This window comes from Aureibaculum algae (assembly GCF_006065315.1).
GTDB lineage: Bacteria > Bacteroidota > Bacteroidia > Flavobacteriales > Flavobacteriaceae > Aureibaculum > Aureibaculum algae.
On record NZ_CP040749.1, the window covers coordinates 3,565,244 to 3,582,820 of the forward strand.

The 17,577-nt window shown below is 32.8% G+C and carries 18 protein-coding genes and 5 tRNA genes; 2 read left to right on the forward strand and 21 right to left on the reverse strand.

The annotated features are described in order from the left end of the window. Positions 1-122: 122 nt before the first annotated feature. The 21 genes from rplL to lysS all read right to left on the reverse strand — a co-directional run bounded on the left by rplL (position 123) and on the right by lysS (position 16,538). Positions 123-500 (reverse strand): 50S ribosomal protein L7/L12, encoded by a 378-nt coding sequence (rplL, locus tag FF125_RS14970; protein WP_117883596.1) that lies wholly within the window; start codon positions 498-500, stop codon positions 123-125. 48 nt (positions 501-548) lie between these two features. Further along, positions 549-1,064 (reverse strand): 50S ribosomal protein L10, encoded by a 516-nt coding sequence (gene rplJ / locus FF125_RS14975; RefSeq protein ID WP_138950524.1) that lies wholly within the window; start codon positions 1,062-1,064, stop codon positions 549-551. Between the two features lie 20 nt (positions 1,065-1,084). Further along, the gene (gene rplA, locus FF125_RS14980) at positions 1,085-1,777 is read right to left on the reverse strand and encodes a 50S ribosomal protein L1 (RefSeq protein WP_138950525.1); all 693 of its coding nucleotides are present in this window, start codon (positions 1,775-1,777) and stop codon (positions 1,085-1,087) included. Positions 1,778-1,798: 21 nt separating this feature from the next. Further along, entirely contained in the window at positions 1,799-2,236 is a 438-nt protein-coding gene (gene rplK / locus FF125_RS14985; RefSeq protein WP_138950526.1) for a 50S ribosomal protein L11, read from the reverse strand. A 65-nt stretch (positions 2,237-2,301) separates the two neighbouring features. Continuing rightward, entirely contained in the window at positions 2,302-2,853 is a 552-nt protein-coding gene (gene nusG, locus FF125_RS14990; RefSeq protein ID WP_117883600.1) for a transcription termination/antitermination protein NusG, read from the reverse strand. 1 nt (position 2,854) lies between these two features. Then, positions 2,855-3,049 (reverse strand): preprotein translocase subunit SecE, encoded by a 195-nt coding sequence (secE, locus tag FF125_RS14995; RefSeq protein ID WP_138950527.1) that lies wholly within the window; start codon positions 3,047-3,049, stop codon positions 2,855-2,857. Between the two features lie 83 nt (positions 3,050-3,132). Then, positions 3,133-3,205: transfer RNA gene (locus tag FF125_RS15000), tRNA-Trp, on the reverse strand. Positions 3,206-3,281: 76 nt separating this feature from the next. Then, positions 3,282-4,466, reverse strand: coding sequence for an elongation factor Tu (gene tuf, locus FF125_RS15005; RefSeq protein WP_138950528.1), 1,185 nt, complete (start codon positions 4,464-4,466; stop codon positions 3,282-3,284). A 56-nt stretch (positions 4,467-4,522) separates the two neighbouring features. Further along, positions 4,523-4,594, reverse strand: a tRNA-Thr gene (locus tag FF125_RS15010). A 91-nt stretch (positions 4,595-4,685) separates the two neighbouring features. Then, positions 4,686-4,758, reverse strand: a tRNA-Gly gene (locus FF125_RS15015). A gap of 104 nt (positions 4,759-4,862) precedes the next feature. After that, positions 4,863-4,944: transfer RNA gene (locus FF125_RS15020), tRNA-Tyr, on the reverse strand. A gap of 39 nt (positions 4,945-4,983) precedes the next feature. Beyond that, a tRNA-Thr gene (locus FF125_RS15025) sits at positions 4,984-5,057 on the reverse strand. A 98-nt stretch (positions 5,058-5,155) separates the two neighbouring features. Then, on the reverse strand, positions 5,156-5,461 hold the full coding sequence (gene hpf, locus FF125_RS15030) for a ribosome hibernation-promoting factor, HPF/YfiA family (RefSeq protein ID WP_138950529.1): 306 nt from the start codon (positions 5,459-5,461) through the stop codon (positions 5,156-5,158). A 7-nt stretch (positions 5,462-5,468) separates the two neighbouring features. After that, positions 5,469-6,359, reverse strand: a complete 891-nt coding sequence (locus FF125_RS15035; protein ID WP_138950530.1) for a tyrosine-type recombinase/integrase — start codon at positions 6,357-6,359, stop codon at positions 5,469-5,471. A gap of 105 nt (positions 6,360-6,464) precedes the next feature. Next, positions 6,465-6,662 carry a 30S ribosomal protein S21 gene (rpsU, locus tag FF125_RS15040; RefSeq protein ID WP_117883605.1) on the reverse strand — a complete coding sequence of 66 codons (198 nt, stop codon included), beginning with the start codon at positions 6,660-6,662 and terminating at the stop codon, positions 6,465-6,467. 145 nt (positions 6,663-6,807) lie between these two features. Beyond that, positions 6,808-9,297 (reverse strand): zinc-dependent metalloprotease, encoded by a 2,490-nt coding sequence (locus tag FF125_RS15045; RefSeq protein WP_138950531.1) that lies wholly within the window; start codon positions 9,295-9,297, stop codon positions 6,808-6,810. A 112-nt stretch (positions 9,298-9,409) separates the two neighbouring features. Continuing rightward, complete coding sequence (locus FF125_RS15050) at positions 9,410-10,891, reverse strand: SLC13 family permease (RefSeq protein WP_138950532.1); 1,482 nt, start codon at positions 10,889-10,891, stop codon at positions 9,410-9,412. A gap of 211 nt (positions 10,892-11,102) precedes the next feature. Beyond that, a complete protein-coding gene (locus FF125_RS15055) occupies positions 11,103-12,689 on the reverse strand; it encodes an aryl-sulfate sulfotransferase (RefSeq protein WP_138950533.1) in 1,587 nt (528 codons plus the stop codon). Positions 12,690-12,836: 147 nt separating this feature from the next. Continuing rightward, on the reverse strand, positions 12,837-13,460 hold the full coding sequence (locus FF125_RS15060; RefSeq protein WP_138950534.1) for a class I SAM-dependent methyltransferase: 624 nt from the start codon (positions 13,458-13,460) through the stop codon (positions 12,837-12,839). Between the two features lie 12 nt (positions 13,461-13,472). After that, positions 13,473-14,822, reverse strand: coding sequence for a WG repeat-containing protein (locus FF125_RS15065; protein ID WP_138950535.1), 1,350 nt, complete (start codon positions 14,820-14,822; stop codon positions 13,473-13,475). Between the two features lie 24 nt (positions 14,823-14,846). Next, positions 14,847-16,538: a lysine--tRNA ligase gene (gene lysS / locus FF125_RS15070; protein WP_138950536.1), complete on the reverse strand. Its 1,692-nt coding sequence runs from the start codon at positions 16,536-16,538 to the stop codon at positions 14,847-14,849. Between the two features lie 122 nt (positions 16,539-16,660). On the opposite strand from lysS, the gene FF125_RS15075 reads away from it, so the two are divergent. Next, positions 16,661-16,819: a YqaE/Pmp3 family membrane protein gene (locus tag FF125_RS15075; protein WP_138950537.1), complete on the forward strand. Its 159-nt coding sequence runs from the start codon at positions 16,661-16,663 to the stop codon at positions 16,817-16,819. 7 nt (positions 16,820-16,826) lie between these two features. Then, positions 16,827-17,558 carry a hypothetical protein gene (locus tag FF125_RS15080; protein WP_138950538.1) on the forward strand — a complete coding sequence of 244 codons (732 nt, stop codon included), beginning with the start codon at positions 16,827-16,829 and terminating at the stop codon, positions 17,556-17,558. Positions 17,559-17,577: the final 19 nt, after the last annotated feature.

The following is a 17,577-nucleotide window of genomic DNA, read 5'->3' on the forward strand; positions in this document are numbered from 1 at the left end:
TTTAATTATAAAAAATGATGAACTTTAAAGAACGAATATATACGCAAAATGGTTTAGGCCAATTACGCATACACGCAATGACCTAAACCTTAATTGTTTAGCCCGATATTCGGGAGTTAAGCTTATTTAAGCTCAACCTCAGCTCCAGCCTCTTCTAAAGATGTTTTAAGACCTTCAGCTTCTTCTTTAGAAACTCCTTCTTTAATTGCTTTAGGAGCACCATCTACTAATTCCTTAGCATCTTTAAGACCTAAACCAGTTAATTCTTTAACTAATTTTACAACTGCTAATTTAGAACCACCAGCTGCTTTTAAAATTACGTCAAATTCTGATTGCTCTTCAGCTGCATCATCACCAGCTCCAGCACCAGGTCCTGCTACTGCTACTGCAGCTGCTGCAGGCTCAATACCATACTCGTCTTTTAATATATTAGCCAATTCATTAACTTCTTTTACAGTTAAGTTAACTAATTGTTCTGCGAAATCTTTTAATTCTGCCATTTTTGTTTGTTTTAATTTTTTAATATTTAGATTATAAGTGCGTACTTTTTATTTTTCTGATAAAGTCTTAAGGATTCCAGATAATTTCTGACCACCTGATTGCAATGCTCCAATAACATTTTTAGCTGGAGATTGTAACAATCCGATAACTTCACCAATAAGTTCTTCTTTAGATTTAATATTTACAAGAGCATCTAATTGGTTATCACCAACATAAATTGACTCTTCAATATAAGCTCCTTTAAGAACTGGTTTGTCAGATTTCTTACGAAATTCTTTAATTACTTTTGCTGGAGCATTACTAACTTCAGAAATCATTATAGAGGTATTTCCCTTTAAAACTTCTGGTAATTCTCCAAAATCTTTATCAGATTTTTCCATTGCTTTAGTAAGCAAGGTATTTTTAACAACTGCCAATTTTACGTTAGCTTTAAAACAAGCCCTACGTAATTTTGTAGTATTCAAAGCATCTAAGCCTGAAATATCTGCAAGGTATATTGTGCTACTATCAGCTAATTGGCTTGTTAAGTCGTCTATTACTTGTGATTTTTGTTCTCTAGTCATTTTTCTAAACTTTTAACTTGCTATACAACTGATTTGGTATCTATTTGAATACTAGGACTCATCGTACTAGACATAAAGACACTTTTTACATAAATTCCTTTAGATGTTGTTGGTTTTAACTTCATTATTGTTGTAAACAATTCTTTAGCATTACCAGCAATTTTTTCAGCATCAAAAGACGCTTTACCTATAGCAGCATGAATGATTCCAGTTTTATCAACTTTAAAATCAATTTTACCACCTTTAACATCTGCAACAGCTTTAGCTACATCCATAGTTACGGTACCAGTCTTAGGGTTTGGCATTAAACCACGTGGGCCTAATACTCTACCTAAAGGTCCTAATTTACCCATAACGCTTGGCATTGTAACAATTACGTCTACATCTGTCCATCCTCCTTTAATTTTTTGAAGGTATTCATCTAAACCAACATAATCAGCACCCGCCGCTTTGGCTTCCTCTTCTTTATCTGGTGTTACTAATGCAAGAACTTTCACATCTTTACCTGTTCCGTGTGGTAATGTTACTACCCCACGAACCATTTGATTTGCTTTTCTAGGATCTACTCCTAATCTAACCGCAACATCAATAGATGGATCAAACTTTACATTAGATATTTCTTTTACTAAAACAGAGGCTTCTTCTAAAGAATATGCTTTTGTAGCATCTACTTTGGCCTTAGCTTCTTTTCTATTTTTAGTTAATTTCGACATTTTTTTATAAAATTATAAAGTTTAAGCAGGAGCGTTTCCTTTAACTCTTATTCCCATTGATCTTGCAGTACCTGCAACCATTTTCATTGCTGATTCAACTTTAAAAGCATTTAAATCAACCATTTTATCTTCAGCTATGGTTCTAATTTGGTCCCAAGTAACCGTCGCAACTTTTTTACGATTTGGTTCTCCTGATCCTTTCTTAGTTTTCGCAGCCTCAAGTAACTGTACCGCAGCTGGTGGTGTTTTTACAACAAAGTCAAAAGACTTGTCTTTATAAACAGTAATAGCCACTGGTAACACTTTGCCTGGTTTATCTTGAGTTCTAGCATTAAACTGCTTACAGAACTCCATGATGTTAACCCCGGCAGCACCCAAAGCAGGTCCAACAGGTGGCGAAGGGTTTGCTGCTCCTCCACGAACTTGTAATTTTACAACCTTACTAATTTCTTTTGCCATTTTTTAAACTTTAGTTTAGACAATAATTTAATGGAAACTTAAATTAAGTCTTAAATATGTAACATTTATGATATTTTCTCAACTTGCATATAGCTCAATTCCAATGGAGTTTTTCTTCCAAAGATTTTAACCATAACCTCAAGTTTACGTTTTTCTTCATTTATATTTTCGATAGTACCATCAAAACCATTGAAAGGTCCATCTATAACTTTAACTGTTTCTCCTTTTATATAAGGAATAGCCACATTTTCATTCTGCACAGCTAATTCATCAACCTTACCTAACATTCTATTCACTTCTGATCTTCTCAATGGAACTGGATCACCACCTTTTACTTCACCTAAAAATCCAATTACACCAGTAACCGATTTAATTACGTGAGGAAGTTCTCCTGTTAAATTAGCTTGAATCATTATATATCCCGGAAAATAAACTTTTTCTTTATTTACTTTTTTTCCAGCACGTATTTGTATCACTTTTTCTGTAGGTACCAAAACCTGATCAACATAATCTGAAAGACCTAAACGAGCAACTTCGTTTTCGATATAAGTCTTTACTTTATTTTCTTGACCTCCAATAGCTCTCACTACATACCATTTCTTTACAGAATCTGACATATTATTTATTAAATAGATTAAAATATTGTTCTAAACCTAACTGAAATGTCTTGTCAACAAGAAATACTGCTATAGCGAATAAAACAGTAAATAGAGCTACTACCACTGTAGATTTTTGAGCTTCCGTAAAAGATATCCAGGTAACCTTATGGTTTAGCTCTTCAAAAGATTCTTTAATGTATGTAACAATACCCATTATATATATTTTTTGTGATAATATCTAATCAAATTTATTCAGGACAGGCTTGAATTTTGAAAACACTATTTTTTTAACTATTGCACGGGCGGAGAGGCTCGAACTCCCGACACCCGGTTTTGGAGACCGGTGCTCTACCAACTGAGCTACACCCGTATAGAATATTAGGTGCTCCTTAAAAAGGAGCACCTATTATACCTATATATATAATTAACTAAAAACTAATGGTGTCTTATAATATTTCAGTCACCTGACCAGCACCAACTGTTCTACCACCTTCACGGATTGCAAAACGTAAACCTACATTCATTGCAATTGGTTGATGTAAATCAACAGTAATAGTTAAGTTATCACCAGGCATAACCATTTCTACACCAGAAGGTAAGTTAATAGTACCTGTTACGTCAGTTGTTCTTACATAGAACTGTGGACGGTAATTGTTATGGAATGGAGTATGACGTCCACCTTCTTCTTTCTTAAGGATATAAACCTCAGCTTTAAATTTATCATGTGGAGTTACTGAACCTGGCTTACAGATTACCATACCTCTTTTGATACTTTCTTTTTCAATACCTCTTAATAAGATACCTACATTATCACCAGCTTCACCTCTATCTAATATTTTACGGAACATTTCAACTCCAGTTACAGTAGAAGTTAATTTTTCAGCTCCCATACCAATAATATCAACACTGTCACCAGTATTTGCAACACCAGTTTCAATACGACCAGTTGCTACAGTACCACGACCTGTAATTGAAAATACATCTTCAACAGGCATCAAGAAAGGCTTATCAACATCACGTTTTGGTAATTCGATCCAAGTATCAACAGCATCCATTAATTCAATAACAGAATTCACCCATTTTTCTTCACCATTTAAAGCTCCTAAAGCAGAACCAGAAATAACTGGCCCATTATCACCATCATATTCGTAGAAGTTTAATAAATCTCTAACTTCCATGTCAACTAGCTCTAATAACTCTTCGTCATCAACCATATCAACTTTATTCAAGAAAACTACCATTCTTGGAATACCAACTTGACGACCTAATAAGATATGCTCTCTAGTTTGAGGCATAGGACCATCAGTTGCAGCTACAACTAAAATAGCACCATCCATTTGGGCAGCACCAGTAACCATGTTTTTCACGTAATCCGCGTGACCAGGACAATCAACGTGCGCATAATGACGATTCAAAGTTGCATACTCAACGTGAGATGTATTAATCGTTATACCTCTTTCTTTTTCTTCTGGTGCATTATCGATTTGATCGAAGTTTTTTGCTTCAGAATATCCTTTATCAGCCAATACTTTAGTAATTGCTGCTGTTAAAGTTGTTTTACCGTGATCTACGTGTCCTATTGTACCTATGTTTAGGTGCGGTTTGGAACGGTCATAAGTTTCTTTTGCCATGATTATTAATTTTAAATCTTAGTTATATATATTTAGTTATTCTTCCTTTACTATTGAGCCAATGACGGGAATTGAACCCGTGACCTCTTCCTTACCAAGGAAACGCTCTACCCCTGAGCTACACCGGCTAATCAGGTTATATGATTCAATGTATAAAACCGAACCATAACTCAAAGATAATGAGCAAAATAACTTAATACATTAAGCCAATTTGCTTAGAGCGAGAGACCGGGTTCGAACCGGCGACATTCAGCTTGGAAGGCTGACGCTCTACCAACTGAGCTACTCTCGCATTTTACTCTATATTATTATAGAGATGGTGTTTCAATAAAATTTTGAATTTTCTTTACAATTTACAAAGATAAGCTTTGAAAACCACAAATAGAATTTTTTTAGTGGGGAGAGTAGGATTCGAACCTACGAAGACGTAGTCAGCGGAGTTACAGTCCGCCCCAGTTGGCCACTTTGGTATCTCCCCAAAAAATTTCAATTCAAAGAACTAATTTCAATACTATTGAGCCGATGGAGGGACTCGAACCCACGACCTGCTGATTACAAATCAGCTGCTCTAGCCAGCTGAGCTACATCGGCTTTTTGTGTATAAATACACACCGCTTTTTCTTACGGTGTGCAAATGTATAAAGTTTTATTTTTCTTACAAAACTTTTCTGTCTATTTTTTTTAAAAAATTACACATGATGTGATCTTTGCTTGTCCTTCTTCTTACACAACTGCCTTCTTAAGGCCTCTGCAATTAAATCAATAGCCTCTTCAAATGTTTTACATTCCTTCTTTACAATTAGCTCATCACCAGGGATAAGCATCTTAATTTCAGCTATTTTATTTTCTTTTTCACTAGTGTTTTGAACTTTTAAATACACCTCAGCACCAATTATTTTATCATAATACTTTTCTAAGTTGTCTATTTTAGTTTGAATAAAATTATTTAAACTTTTATCTATATTAAAATTTACGGATTGAATGTTTACTTTCATATCTATTTTAGGTTTTAGTGCTCCTTGGATGAGCCTGGTTATAAACTTTTTTTAATTCATTCAAGCTACTATGCGTATAAATTTGTGTTGACGCTAAACTTGAATGCCCTAGTAATTCTTTCACCGAATTCAAATCAGCCCCTTCATTTAATAAATGTGTTGCAAATGAATGCCGTATAACATGTGGGCTTTTTTTAACTTTTGAAGAGACTTTACTAAAGTACTCATTTATTATTCTATAAACAAGGTTCGGATATATTTTATTGCCCTTTATTGTTATAAATAAATAGTCAATGTCATAAGCCATTTGTTTTCTTTCTGTGAGATAAATAGTTAGTGTTTTTTGAACTGAATCTAACAATGGAATATACCTTTCCTTATTTCTTTTACCTAACACCTTTAATGTTGCATTGTGTAAATTCACAGAACCTAAGTTTAATTCTATAAGTTCTGCACGCCGCATTCCCGTTGAATACAACAACTCAACAATTAATTTATTTCGGATGGACTCAAAATCAGTGTCTTCCGAACTTAAATTAGCGAGTACTTCTTCAATTTCAGCTTGAGAAAAAGGAACCTGCATTTTCTTTGATACTTTCAGTGCTTGATGACTCAATAATGGAGATTCTTTTATTTGTTTTGATTTTACTAAAAATTTATAATATGTTTTTAGACTACTTATTTTTCTATTAATTGTTCGATTGGAAATGTTATTATTCACCATTTCTACAATCCATGACCTAATTTGACCATAATTGACCTCTAATAAAAGTTCTGAATCATATGTTTCTTGACAAAATAACGTAAAAGACATTAAATCATCTTGATAAGCTCTAACGGTATGTGGGGAGTATTTTTTCTCTGAAGTGAGATAATCTATAAAGTGGATTATTGACATAAAAAAACCGTTAGCAAACAAAGCTACAAAATCTGTAGTGTTTTTACTAACGGTTTAACTTATATTTAGTAAAATATATACCTATATATGATTAGGTTTATATTACTAACCTTGCTCTTCTACTGTTCTGATATTCTGAACATACTGAGCTTTCTGAATCTGAGCTCTTTTTACTACTGAAGGTTTCGAAAAGTTTTTACGTTCACGCAACTGCTTCATAGTTTTAGTTCTATCAAATTTTCTCTTAAAACGTTTTAACGCTCTATCGATATTCTCACCATCTTTTACTGGAATTATTAGCATAATGTCGCACCTCCTTTCATATGTACTCTTTTATTTATTTTTTATTGGGCTGCAAATGTACAAAACTATATTTAGAATTAAACATTTATTTTAAAAACAAAAAAAAATCCGACCTAGGCCGGATTTATATAATTTTTAATCTCAATTATTTTGGATCTAAAATATTTTCAATTCTCTCAACAATATCTTGCAAATGAATTCTTTTCATTCCTGAAGAATTTGCTGCAGACGATCTTACTGATCTTTGTAAAGATTTTAACTCTGCCCTTACAATAGGTCTAATGTCAGATTCTTTTACATTTACGTTGGTTCTAGAAATCCATCTTCTAAACTGAGGTGGAATAGAAGTTTGTTCATTCTTCATTAAATACTCCATTCTATCAATATAGGCCCGTTGTAAATTTCTTCTATAAGTATCTATTGAACGTCCATTATAAACTTCGCTCCAAATACCTCTTCTTAAATCTCGCATCATATCTACTAAATTATATGCTTTAGTCCCATTTAGCGTTTCATTTTCTATCATTCTAGCCATTCTACCAAAATCTAAAATATTATTTAAGGTTCTTGCTTGAACTCCTCTCACTCTTTCTACAACGCCTGCACTTTCAAACTTATTAAAAATATTAGCGTCAATCATCCATTTAGGTGTTTCAAATAAATTTTTATGTAAAAATTTTAATGATTCTTTTTGACGTTCTTTTCCTACGTGAGTATACACTGCTCCTTCTTGGTCAGATGTTTTATAATATTCATATACACCACCAATATTTGAAGACACATGGCCCATGTAACGATTAAATTGAGAAAGTACATGTCCATACATCGTCTCTAAATCATCGTAGTTCTCTCCCGTTTTAGTTGTCCATTTTATCAAATTAGGAACAATTCGCTTAAGATTAGCAATACCGTAATCACTAGCTTTTATAGCATCATCACCTAAATCTTCTGTTTGAGAGCTCGGATCAATTACTCCACTTTGTTGTTTTCCAAATCGATACATTGGATCTCCTGCATGTTTTAAAATCCAAGAATCCAACGTCTTCTTTTCGTCTGCCGCAGTTTTAGCATCTAAAATAGGTCTATATCCCCAAGAAATAGAATACTTGTCATACACACCAATATTTGGCATTAAAGCTACTCCTTTATCTTCTGGCTGAGCAACGTAATTAAAACGTGCATAATCCATTATTGAAGGTGCCGTACCATATTTTTCAGTAAACGATTTTGATCTTAAGGAGTCAACTGCATATGCAGCACTACTCCCCATATTATGTGGTAAACCAAGCGTATGCCCTACTTCATGAGACGAAACAAATTTTATCAATTCACCCATAACCTCATCCTTAAATTCAGCTGTTTGAGCATTAGGGTTTATGGCAGCCGTTTGAACAAAGAACCATCCATTTAACAAACTCATTACATTATGATACCAGTTGATATCAGATTCTAGAATTTCTCCAGAACGAGGGTCACTTACGTGAGGTCCATTTGCATTTGGTATTGGAGAAGCTAAATATCTTACTACAGAATATCGCACATCTTCTGGAGTCCATTCTGGATCTTCCTCTACAGTTGGTGGGTCTTTTGCAATAATTGCTTCTTTAAAACCTGCGGCTTCAAATGCAACTTGCCAATCTTCAATACCTTGCTTAATATATTTTCTCCATTTTACTGGTGTTGCTCTGTCTATATAATAAATAATTTGTTTTTTAGGGACAACCAATTCTCCTCTTTTAAACTTCTCAATATCTTCATCCTTAACTTCCAATCTCCATCTATCTAAATAGGTAACTCTATCACTTTTCTGAGCTTCTAGCCCATAATCTGTTTGACCCGAGGTAAACCATCCTACTCTTTCGTCGAACATTCTACGTTTCATTGGTACTTTTGGCAATAACACCATTGAATTATTAATTTCAATAGAAATAGTACCGGTACTTGAATTAGATGGAGGCGAACCTGCCATATATGTTTTTACGTGCCTAGCTTCAATGTTGGTTGGATAACTCTTTACACTTTGAATAAAAGATTTATCAGCATCTAAACGAGATACTTTATATTGTTTTCTAGACCTGTCAGGTAAACCCAACGCTTTAACATCTTTGTTATAAAAATCGGTTACATCAATAACTGTTGCCGTTGAATCTTTACTAAAAGCTTTGATTGGAAAAGTATATAGAATAGGTTCAAAATTCGAATTTACAACAGCCTCATGCACTGGTAAAGAATCTGAAGCAACTACAGAATAGGAAACTACTCTTGCAATTATTTTTTTACCATGTTTCTGCCAGCGAACAACTTTCGTATTTTGTTTACCTCCACCAAAACCAATACCTGATGCCGTTTTAGCAATACGTGTTACCATTAACATTTCACGTTCTAATAAAGAATCAGGAATTTCATAAAAGTACTTTTCATCTAATTCATGAACTTTAAACAAACCTTCATCTGTTTTTGCTTCTTTGGTAATTACTTTGCTATACTCTTGAATAGCACCTTTTTTTGCTGGTGGTTTCTTAGCAGTTTGAGCTGCTTTAGCCTTTGATTTACTAGCCTCTTTTGAGCTAGAACAAGAAGCTGTTAATAATGCCATTACTACAACGATTATGGCAATAGGTAGTCTTTTGAACATAAATTATTTGAATGAAAGGGTTAATTAATCTTAAAAAAAACGAAATTATTGAATAATGATTAATTAATTCTTAATGAAATGTTAAAGAAATCGTTAAGATTCAATCTATGTACTATTTCTTTCTAAAATTCTCAGGAAAACCTTCTACGGTTAAATTCCATAATTCTGGCAAAACAAAATATACAAATAGGGTAAGGATAATTATGGAGATAACATTCATAATGATACCTTTTGATACCATATCTGGAATTCGTAAATATCCAGAACCAAAAACTACAGCATTTGGAGGTGTTGCTACAGGGAGCATAAATGCACAAGAGGCTGCAACTGCGGCTGCAACCATCAATACTAATGGATGCACATCAACTGTTAAAGCCATAGGAGCCAAAACCGGTAACAACATTGCCGTTGTTGCTAAATTTGATGTTATTTCTGTTAAAAAATTGACCGCTGTTATTAAAACTAATATCAATAAAATGATAGTTAACCCGCCAAAAGCAGTCATTTGACTACCTAACCAAAATGCAAGACCGCTAACTTCAAAACCTTTTGCCAATGCCATACCTCCACCAAACAGCAAAATAATTCCCCACGGTAATTTTACCGCTTCGTCCCAATTTATAAGTTTGTCTTTTTTATCTTTTGATGGAATTAAAAATAATACAATTGCAAATGTTATTGCTATAATAGTATCATCTATTTGAGGTACAATTTTTTGCAATAAAAAAGAGCGTGTTATCCAACAAAACGCTGTTAATGCAAAAACAAATGATACTACTTTTTCTTCATACGTAATTTTACCTAAACCTTGTAAAAGTCTCTTAATTTCCGCTCTACCTCCAGGAAATTCTTTTTGCTTAAACGTAAATGCAAATTTGGTCAAATATTGATAACAAATAAAAAGGAGTACTACAGTGATAGGAAAACCAAAAATAAACCATTGTGAAAAAGTAATTTCATATCCATAAGTTTCTTCAACTACACCTGCCAAAACCAAATTTGGGGGAGTCCCAATTAAAGTCGCCATACCACCAATAGAAGCACTATAAGCAATTGCCAACATTAATGCTTTACCAAAAGTGCGATTTTCATCTTCAACGGTATTGGGGTTGTCTTTTAACTGTTTGATAATAGCAATCCCAATCGGTAACATCATAACTGCAGTGGCTGTGTTGGAAATCCACATAGAGAGAAAAGCCGTTGCCAGCATAAAACCTAATATAATTTTCCGAATGTCAGAGCCTATAAAATTAATAATATTTAGAGCTATCCGTTTATGTAAATTCCATTTTTCAATGGCAATGGCAATTATGAAACCACCCAAATATAAGAACACGTATTTATGACCGTATGAGCCACTTGTTGATGCAATATCTAAGCCACCAGAAAGTGGAAATAACACAATGGGCAACAATGCCGTTACAGCAATAGGTATGGCTTCTGTTATCCACCAAATGGCAATCCATAAAGTCGCAGCAAGTACAGCATTGGCCTCTCTAGACATGCCTTCTGGATGTAAAAAATATAAAATTAAAGCAAAAACCACAGGTCCTAAAACAAGTCCTATTTTTTGCGTTATGGTGGTTTGATTCATTTGTAGTTAGCTGATATTGGGTAAATCTAAGGTTTTTTTTTGAGTCAAAATGGCAATCAAAATTATTGTCCACTTTAAGAGGGATTGAATGGTGTTTTTTACTCCTATTTACTGACTTGAAACCTCTAATAATATTCCAAATGATTTTACATCATCATAAATAACATCTCTAAAACTGAAATAAAAAACGCTAGGTTTTTATTAGTTGACTTTAATTCTTTAGAATTTTAATGATTTCAGAATTTTCTTCAATTGAAATTTTGATGAAATATAAACCTTCTGTTAAATTTTCTAAATTTATAAATTCAGCATTCGTTCTATTTAGGACAACTTTCCCTGTTACATCATGAATCTGAATTTCATCAATACGTTTATTAAAATTAAGTATATCTTTAGTAGGATTGGGATAAACGTGTAAATCATTAAAATACGAATTATCGACCGTTAGCGTATGGATACAATTATCTGAAATAGAATTTACATCTTCAATAATTCCAGTATTATTAAAAGTGACACCATTGAAACCTGCATAATTTTCAGGATATCGATGTGCCCTAAAAGATCCATTGCCAATAGGTGTATCAAATTGACTAAAAGTACTGTTCTCATTTATAGGAATAATATAAACCCAAACCACATTTCCTAAGGCATCAATTTCGGTAATTCTGCCAAGACCAGTTTCATTAATTAGAGCATTTCCATTAGACATTATTTGCACTCCACTTCTGGAAGATTCAATCATTAATTCGTCTAAGATGGTACCATCATAAGACCAATAATAATCAGTGGGTAAAAATTTACCTGAAGCTAAGCTATATACACCATTACTATCATTCTGATCTATAATATGTATAGATGACGCTCTTAAATCAGATCCATAACCATCATTATTAAAAACAGACATCTTACCTTGATGTGGGCCATCAGTAATCCATTTAATATCATGTTGTCTTCCCAATTTTCTGTCATCAACAGTTCCTTGATCATAAACTTCAGGGTTTCCCCATCTCCAAAGAAAATCTCCACCCTTACCATAAATGCCACCAGAATGCGATGCTGCTTCGGTTGAAGTAGTACTGTGGTCAATAACAAAAATTTCACTTAAATGCCTTGACGAGAATGCTATTTGATCTAAGTCTTCATTATAATCAATTGCATTTGCATGTATTGGATTAAAAGAGTTACCATTATCGTAATTCATATCCAATAATTGGGGACCACTTGAAATAGTTCCAAAATTAGGTTTCGTGTTATCAAAATCTTGTACTAAATGATCAAAAAGTTTCCATTCCCAAACAATTTTAGCGGAATCAATACCAACGGGTTCTATTTCTACTATTCTTTCTAAATCAATGGAATCTTCAGAAAAAGAGGTGTCCTTACCTTCTGCAAACATTTCAACATTGGTATAGGGATCTCTAATTAATACCAAAAAGTTACCATTTGGCAAAGGTTCAATATCATGGTGTATGCTAAAACCAAGGACCTCCATATAATTGAGACTCCAAAGTACATTATTATTCCAATCTCTTATATCTGCCTTTGAACTATTGCCTTGCAATAAATTCCCATTTTCCAATAGGTAAGCTTGCCTACTTATTTGACCTGAGAAATCCCAATGATTAACTGCTTCTCCACAATTATTAATGAGATAAACGCTATCATCTGACAAGGTATTAAATAATGTATAACCATTTGATTTAGGGTTATTAACATCATTAAAAACCAAACCAATTGTTTCTTGTGCAATAGAAAGTTTGAAACTTAAAATTACAAATAAGAATATAATCTTTTTCATATGCCCTAAATGAATTTCAAATATAATTAACTTAAATTAAGAATAATAAATTTCAAATAACAGCTATAGTCGTCAATAAGCCATTATGTTATAAGGAGGTAATAATAAATACCGTAGTGCCGATTATTTCGATAATAAGTAGATGCCTTATTTTTTACGCCCCACAAACCGAATTACAGAACCAGTACCCACATGGAAAAGCCCTTCATTTAGCTCAACCTCTTTTTCTTCCAACTCAATAATTTCGAAATTTTTAAAGTCAGTTTTAAATTCTTCGATAGAACACAATGTTTCTAAATCTCTTGGGCCACCAACCTTTGGATTTTTAGTTCTGTATTCTAAATGTTTTTTACTGAAAGCTTCAATAATCAACAATCCCCCCTTACGTATGCAAGAATTTAAGATTTTGTGATAATCTGCTCTTATGTCTGCATTAAAGTGAGCAAAAACTAAAGCGATAACATCAAATTGCTCCTTATGGTAGTCCAAACTTGGCAATTCACCTATTTGATAATCAATGGTAACATTATTTTCATCTGCTAGTTTAAGGGCTTTTTTTCTACCTTCTTTACTAAGGTCAAATGCCGATACATCAAAACCTAATTTTGCAGCATAGACAGCATTACGGCCTTCACCTTCAGCTGGAAAAAGTATTTTGCCTGGATTCAGTTTTTCTAATTGCTCTTTAAGATAAGCATTTGGCTGTACACCATAGGTATATTCTTGATTCGCAAACCTATCATCCCACATTTTTAATTGTTCTTCTCTCATTATAATGCTTTGTTATTTATGTTGGCTACTATCTACCTCCATAATTTCAATCTGAGACTCATCTCTTTTTGATTTTAAAAGAAATTTTTTTGAATCTTTATTAATTAGATATTTATCACCTTTTAAATACACAATTGCGGCTCCATTAATAAATTTGGTGACTATACCCTTATAAATAGACTCAATTTGTAACTCCCCTTTTTTATTTATATATCCCCAATTATTATACTCTTGCTCATACGCTGCTAATCCATCAGAAAAAGGTTTGAGTAAAAGGCCTTCAAACTTAAAGTCTATAACTACTTTATGATTGCTATTAATAAAACCCCATTTTTTATTTAGTTTTACTGGAGCCAAACCTTCTGAAAAACTACTTACATCTTCATAAATTAATGGAATAATCAATTTTCCCTTTTTATTTATAAATCCATATTTATCATTTTTCTTAACAGAGGCAAACCCATTATTAAAAGAACCTATCTCATCGTATTCTGGCTTCAACAAAAGTTGAATGTTTTTATCTAAAAGACCGTACTTGTAATCTTTATTACGAATATAATAACCATCGAAGTCACCGCTTAAATAAATTGACTCATAAGTTGGAGGCAAAATTATTTTTCCATTGGCATTTATAAAACCAAATTTTCCATTTGCATCCTTTCTTACTTTAGCTTTACCATTGTTAAAAGAAGAAGCGGAATAAAAATTAGTATCAAACAATAGATCACCATTACTTTTTTTATAACCATATTTCTTATCCAATTGAAAAATGAAAGTATCTGTATTTTTATCGTAAGAGAAGATTCTATGTTTAAATTTTTTAGAAATTAGCTTCCCTTTGTAATCAACTAAAAAATAATTATCCGCTTCTTTAACGATAATATTTCTCTTGTCCTCCGGAGAAACTAAATCATAATTTGCTTTAAGAAACTCTTCTCCATTTTTATTTACAAGTCCAAATTTTTCATTTTCTTCGTATCTAAACACTCCTGAAACAGCGGTATATCTAAGTTCATCATATAGCGGTTTAACAAGGTGCTGACCATCTAAACTCATTACGCCATACTTCCCTTTCAATTTAAAAACAATATAATCACCAATGCTGTAATTGTCACCTAATCGCCAAACATCAAGCAACCCATCTTGATGGATTTTATTATAATAAGATATGGTAAAGCCACCCAATTGTTCATAAACAGGATCCACAACAATTTCCATTTTATTGTTTACCAATCCTTTTTTTCCATTTCTTTCAAATACATAAATATCTCTATGTTCTTCTTGAGAAAAAGAATTTAACGAATTAATCAACAAAAAAAGAAGACAATATGTAATCTTACTCTTCTTGATTGCTTTTATCATTTGACTTTATGGACTTAAAAAGTTTTAAACTGCAGATACAAAAAGACCTTCCTCCGTTTTAGAAACTTCAGCTAATTTATTTTTGGTCAACCCTTTTATGGTCTTATCCCATTTTTTATTACTCAAACCTGATTGCGATTTAAGTACATTTAAATCTATTGGAGTGTTTGCTTTTAGTATTTTTAAAACTGCCTTTTCTTCCTCAGTCATTTCAATAGCTTTTCTTTCTGGACGCATTTGAGGAAAGAACAATACTTCTTGAATAGATTGCTGATTGGTTAAAAACATAATTAATCTATCCATTCCAATTCCCAACCCAGAGGTTGGTGGCATACCATATTCTAATGCACGTAAAAAGTCATAATCTATAAATTCTGTAGCTTCATCATCACCTTTTTGTGCTAATTTTAATTGGTGTTCAAAACGTTCTCTTTGGTCTATCGGATCGTTCAATTCAGAATATGCATTCGCAACTTCCTTACCACAAACCATTAACTCAAAACGCTCTGTTAATTCCGGATTTGTACGATGTTCTTTACACAATGGGCTCATCTCTTTTGGATAATCAGTTATGTACGTAGGCTGTATATAATTACCTTCACATTTTTCTCCAAAAATCTCATCTATCAACTTTCCTTTCCCCATAGTTTCGTCAACATCAATCCCCATACCCTTAGCAGCTTGACGAATTTCATCTTCTGATTTATTGGTAATATCAAATCCTGTAAACTCAATAATAGCATCGGTCATTGTTACTCTTTTGTAAGGAGCCTTAAAATTAATTTTATGTTCTCCAAAAGTAGCTTCTGAGGTTCCGTTTACGGCAACAGCACAATATTCTAACAGGTTTTCTACAAACTCCATCATCCAATTATAATCTTTGTACGCTACATAAATTTCCATAGCTGTAAATTCAGGATTATGCGTTCTGTCCATCCCTTCATTACGGAAGTTTTTAGAAAACTCATAAACACCATCAAAACCACCAACAATTAATCTTTTTAGATATAATTCATTAGCAATACGCATATACAATGGCATATCTAAACTATTATGATGCGTAACAAATGGTCTTGCTGCAGCACCTCCTGGAATTGGTTGTAATACTGGCGTTTCAACTTCAAAATAACCAGCGTCATTAAAATATTTACGCATCGCATTAAAAAGCTTTGTACGTTTTACAAATACTTCTTTAACATGTGGGTTTACTACCAAATCTGCATAACGTTGACGGTAACGCATTTCGGGGTCATTAAATTCGTCATGCGTATTACCTTCAGCATCTACCTTAGGTAATGGTAACGGTTTTAGTGTTTTACTTAAAAGCGTAAAATTCTTTACTTTTATCGTTTTTTCACCCACTTTAGTTAGAAATAACTCCCCTTCAATTCCTATAAAGTCGCCAATGTCTAATAATTTTTTATAGACAGTGTTGTATTTCGTTTTATCTTCACCAGTACAAATTTCATCACGGTTAAAATAGACTTGTATTCTACCATCACTATCTTGCAACTCAGCAAAACTAGCATTTCCTTGTATACGGCGTGACATTAATCGTCCAGCAACAATAACCTTTTTCCCTTCTTCAAATTCAGATTTCACCTTCTTAGAAGTATGATCTAATGGATATAAATCTGCTGGATAAGGATTGATTCCTAACTCACGAAGTTTTTGTAATTTTTCTCGTCTTACGATTTCTTGTTCTGACAATGCCATATAAATGCTATTAATTTGGCGGCAAAGATATGATATTTTCTAAACAAAAACTTGTAACAAAACACTATAAACTACGACTTATTGGTAGATAAAATTCTACTATCTTTGTAAACTAAATTATTATGGGTTGTTTTAGGGTATTGCTCTCAATTATATGTCCGCCTTTGGCAGTTATAGATAAAGGCTGTGGATCAATGGTAATTGTTTTCCTTTTAACCTTATGTGGTTGGGTGCCTGGGGTAATTGCAGCTTTAATTATTTTGAATAATCCTAAAAATTAAAATTACTATGTTAAGAAATTTATTAATTGTTACTAGTTTATTGTTTTTACTGACCAGCTGTGCTTTTACAGAAGAAATCCATATTAATAATGATGGTAGTGGAACCTACAATTTTAAAATTGATATGAGCGAAATGATGCAAGAAATGCAAGACATGGGTACAAAAGACTCTACAGCTGCCTCAAAATCGATAGACACCACCTTCAATTTTAAAGATATTTTAGATGAGAAAAAAGACAGTATTGCACAATTGTCTAAAGAAGAACAGGCGGCTATAAAAGCCATAGCTGATATGAATTTGCACCTTCAGGTTGATGATGAAAAAGGCAAAATGCTCATGGATTTTGGTTTAAACTTTAAAGATGTTTCTGAAATAAAGAATATGGAAGAAAAACTGACTAAAGCAATGTCCGTAAATAAAAACAAAGGTAATGCTCCTTTGATGAACAAATCAAATGTGACTTTTAGCCTAAATGGTAATAATTTCGTTAGAAAAACTATTCCAAAAAAATTGACGACAGAAGAAGAAAATGAAGTTGATAAAAGTATACAACAATCAGGTTCTTTTCTAGATGGTAGCATGTATAAACTAATTTATCATTTTGAGAAAAAAATTAAAAGTGTTTCACATAAAAAAGCAAGTATTAGTAACGATGGTAAAACATTAACTATTGAAGTACCAATGGATTCTTTAGTGAAAAACCCGAAATTACTAGATTTTACATTGAAATTGAAATAAAAATCCCATCCCTAACCCT